General features: G+C 67.3%; 2 protein-coding genes. Both read right to left on the minus strand.

Annotation, left to right across the window (positions count from 1 at the left end; translation table 11 throughout):
- A partial coding sequence (locus AB4Y84_RS15965; protein WP_442250425.1) for a PAS domain-containing protein occupies window positions 1–943 on the minus strand: 943 nt, incomplete at its 3' end.
- Between the two features lie 200 nt (window positions 944–1,143).
- Window positions 1,144–3,537 carry a Tex family protein gene (locus AB4Y84_RS15970; protein WP_363733637.1) on the minus strand — a complete coding sequence of 798 codons (2,394 nt, stop codon included), beginning with the start codon at window positions 3,535–3,537 and terminating at the stop codon, window positions 1,144–1,146.
- Window positions 3,538–3,681 lie beyond the last annotated feature (144 nt).

Consider the following 3,681-nt stretch of genomic DNA (forward strand, 5'->3'; position numbering starts at 1 on the left):
CCAGCGACACCAGCGCCATGCCCAGTGCCGCCGACGTAAACGCACCGGCGAATTTTTCCGCCGCAAGACGAGCCTCGGCGCGCGCCTGCAGGATCTCGGTGATGTCGATGGCCATGCCGACATAGCCGATGCGCTCGCCATGGGTGCCATCCATGCGGCTGATTGACAGGCGTACCTGGCGACGCTGACCGTCCTTGCGCAGCAGTGTCCACTGCCGCGAATACGTCTGGCCGTCGGCACGTGCACTGAGTGCCTCGAACACACCTGGAACCTGTCCATCGGCGGTCGCCAGCGGTCGCAGCCACGCCTGCAGTTCAACCGGGTCGTGGAAGGCATCCAGCCGGCGCGCACCCACTACTTCAGCGGCGGTGTAGCCGAGCAGACGCTGCGCGCCGGTATTGAAAATGGTGATGATGCCATCGGTGTCGGTCGCGATCACCGCGACTTCGTCGGAAGCATCCACCATCGCCTGCAGGCGCTGCCGCATTTCGGCCGCGTCCTGGCGCGCCTGCTGCAGTTCGGTGACGTCGGCATGGGCGCCGGCCATCCACAGTGGCCTGCCCTGCCCGTCCCATTCGAATACCCGTCCGCGATCGTGGATCCAGATCCACTGCCCATTCCTGTGGCGCATCCGCAACAGGCAGACATAGTGGTCGGTGCGGCCATCGAAGTGGTCCTGCAGGGCCGCATCGGACAGCGCCAGATCATCCGGATGGACCAGCGCGATGAAGGTCTTCTGGCAGATCGGTTCAAGTTCGTCCAACCGGTAGCCGACGATCTCGGCCCACCGTTCGTTGACCCGCATCTGCCCGCTCTGGACGTTCCATTCCCAGGTGCCGGCCGCGGTGCCCTCGATGATCATCGCCAGGCGACGGCGCTCTTCGGCCAGTTCCTGCAGCCGGCGCTCCAGCAGTGCGTTGCCGCTGTTGCCCTGATCGGCCATCAGCCGCCTCCCCTGCCGACGCAGCTGCCCGCAGGCCGTGGCGAGCCACAGCGGTCACGGAACAGCGCGGATGGTGCTGACGGCATGGCCTCCCCAGCGACAGCAGGGGCCCAGGCGCCCCTTCCGGCGCAAGTGTGCGCATTGCCGGGGAACATCGACAAGTCCCCCACCCGGATCGCGCCAGGAGGGGGACGGCGGACTCAGCTGCGCTTGGCCCGGGCGAACGCCTCGGCCAGGGCATTGTTGGCTGGCGGCGCGGCCTGTGCCGGGCGTCCGCCATTGCCCGGGTTGCGCCCCTGGCCACGTCCCTGCCCGGGGTTGCCAGCGTCGCGGCGCGGCGCCTGCCCCTGGCTGCGTTCGTCACGGCTTCCCGGGCGGCTGGTGGCCTGGCCGGGCGTGTCGTCCAGACGACGGGTCAGGGCGATGCGCTTGCGCGGCACGTCCACCTCCAGCACCTTCACCTTGACGATRTCGCCGGCCTTGACCACGTCACGCGGATCCTTCACGTAGGTATCAGACAGCGCCGAGATATGGATCAGGCCGTCCTGGTGCACGCCGATATCGACGAACGCACCGAACGCGGCCACGTTGCTGACCACGCCTTCCAGCACCATGCCCTCGCGCAGGTCCTTGATGTCCTCGACGCCATCGGCGAAACGGGCCGCCTTGAATTCCGGGCGCGGATCACGGCCCGGCTTTTCCAGTTCCTTGAGGATGTCGCGCACCGTCGGCACACCGAATGTCTCGTCGGTGAACTGCTCGGCCTTCAAGCCGCGCAGGAAACTGCCGTCGCCGATCAGCGCCTTGATCGGGCGCGCGGTGCTGGCCACGATGCGCTCGACCACTGGATAGGCTTCCGGGTGCACCGACGATGCATCCAGCGGCTCATCGCCATCGGCGATACGCAGGAAACCTGCGCATTGCTCGAACGTCTTCTCGCCCAAGCGCGACACCTTCAGCAGGTCCTTGCGACGCTTGAACGGACCGTTGTCATCGCGATGGCGCACGATGTTCTCGGCTACCGTCGACGACAGACCCGAAACGCGCGACAGCAGTGCAGCCGACGCCGTGTTGACGTACACGCCAACGGCATTCACGCAGTCCTCCACGCGCGCATCCAGCGCACGCGCCAGGCGGTACTGATCCACGTCGTGCTGGTACTGCCCCACGCCGATCGCCTTCGGCTCGATCTTCACCAGTTCGGCAAGCGGATCCTGCAGGCGGCGCGCGATCGATACCGCACCACGGATCGACACGTCCAGGTCCGGGAATTCCTTGGCCGCCGTTTCCGACGCCGAATACACCGAAGCCCCGGCTTCACTGACCACGATCTTCTGCGGCGCGTTGTCACCCAGCGCCTTGATGGCTTCACCGGCCAGCTTGTCGGTCTCGCGGCTGGCGGTGCCGTTGCCGATCGCGATCAGCTGCACGTTGTGCTTGGCACACAGCTGCTTGATCGTCTGCAGCGACTGCTCCCACTGCCGGCGGGGTTCGTGCGGGTAGATGGTGTCGGTGGCGACCAGCTTGCCGGTGGCGTCGACCACGGCGATCTTGCAGCCGGTGCGGATGCCCGGGTCCAGGCCCAGCACGCTTTTCGGGCCGGCCGGTGCGGCCAGCAGCAGGTCCTTGAGGTTGTCACCGAACACCGCGATGGCTTCGGCCTCGGCTTTCTCACGGGCCTGGTTGAACAGGTCCAGCAGCAGGTGCATGTGCAGCTTGGCCCGCCAGGTCAGGCGGCAGGCGTCCAGCAGCCAGCGATCACCGGGGCGCCCCGCATCGCGAATGCCCGCGTTGTGCGCCACGCGCCCTTCAGCGTACTGATGTCCGGCCTCGGCATCCTTGCCCGGGTCCAGCTCCAGGAACAGGATCTCCTCGCGGCGCGCACGGAACAGCGCCAGCAACCGGTGCGAGGGAATCTTCGCCAACGACTCGGCGTGCTCGAAATAATCGCGGTACTTGGCGCCCTCGGTTTCCTTGCCCTCGGCAACGCGGGCACGGATCACGCCCTGCTCGCTCAACCAGCTGCGCAGCTCGCCAACCAGCGTGGCGTCCTCGCCCCAGCGCTCCATCAGGATCGCGCGGGCCCCTTCCAGCGCGGCCTTGGTGTCGGCCACGCCCTTGTCGGCATCCACGAACGTGGCGGCAAAGACCTGCGGGTCCTGTGTCGGGTCGCCCAACAGGCCATCGGCCAGCGGCTCCAGTCCTGCTTCGCGGGCGATCTGCGCGCGGGTGCGACGCTTGGGCTTGTACGGCAGGTACAGATCTTCCAACCGGCTCTTGGTGTCGGCGGCGAGGATCTCGTTGCGCAGCTCATCGCTGAGCTTGCCCTGCTCGCCGATGCTGGCCAGCACCGCCGCACGGCGGTCTTCCAGTTCGCGCAGGTAGGTCAGACGGGTTTCCAGGTTGCGCAGCTGGGTGTCGTCCAGGCCGCCGGTGACTTCCTTGCGGTAGCGGGCGATGAACGGAACGCTGGCGCCTTCATCGAGCAGGCCGACGGCGGCGCTGACCTGTGCGGTCTGGGCACCGATTTCATCGGCGATGGTCTGGGCGATCTGCTGGGCGAGCTGGCGCTGGGCGTGCTTGGCGTCGTGCATTGTTTCCGGCCTGGGCCGCATTGCGGGAAAGGCCCATTCTTGCAATGCGCGGGCGGCAGGGACAAGGCGTTGACAGAGCGGCGGTTCAGGCGGTGGGTCCGGATTGGACGCCGGCATCCTGGCAAAAGGGGCTCGGACTGGCCC

The organism is Stenotrophomonas sp. 2YAF22 (genome assembly GCF_052114665.1).
Classification (GTDB): domain Bacteria; phylum Pseudomonadota; class Gammaproteobacteria; order Xanthomonadales; family Xanthomonadaceae; genus Stenotrophomonas; species Stenotrophomonas indicatrix.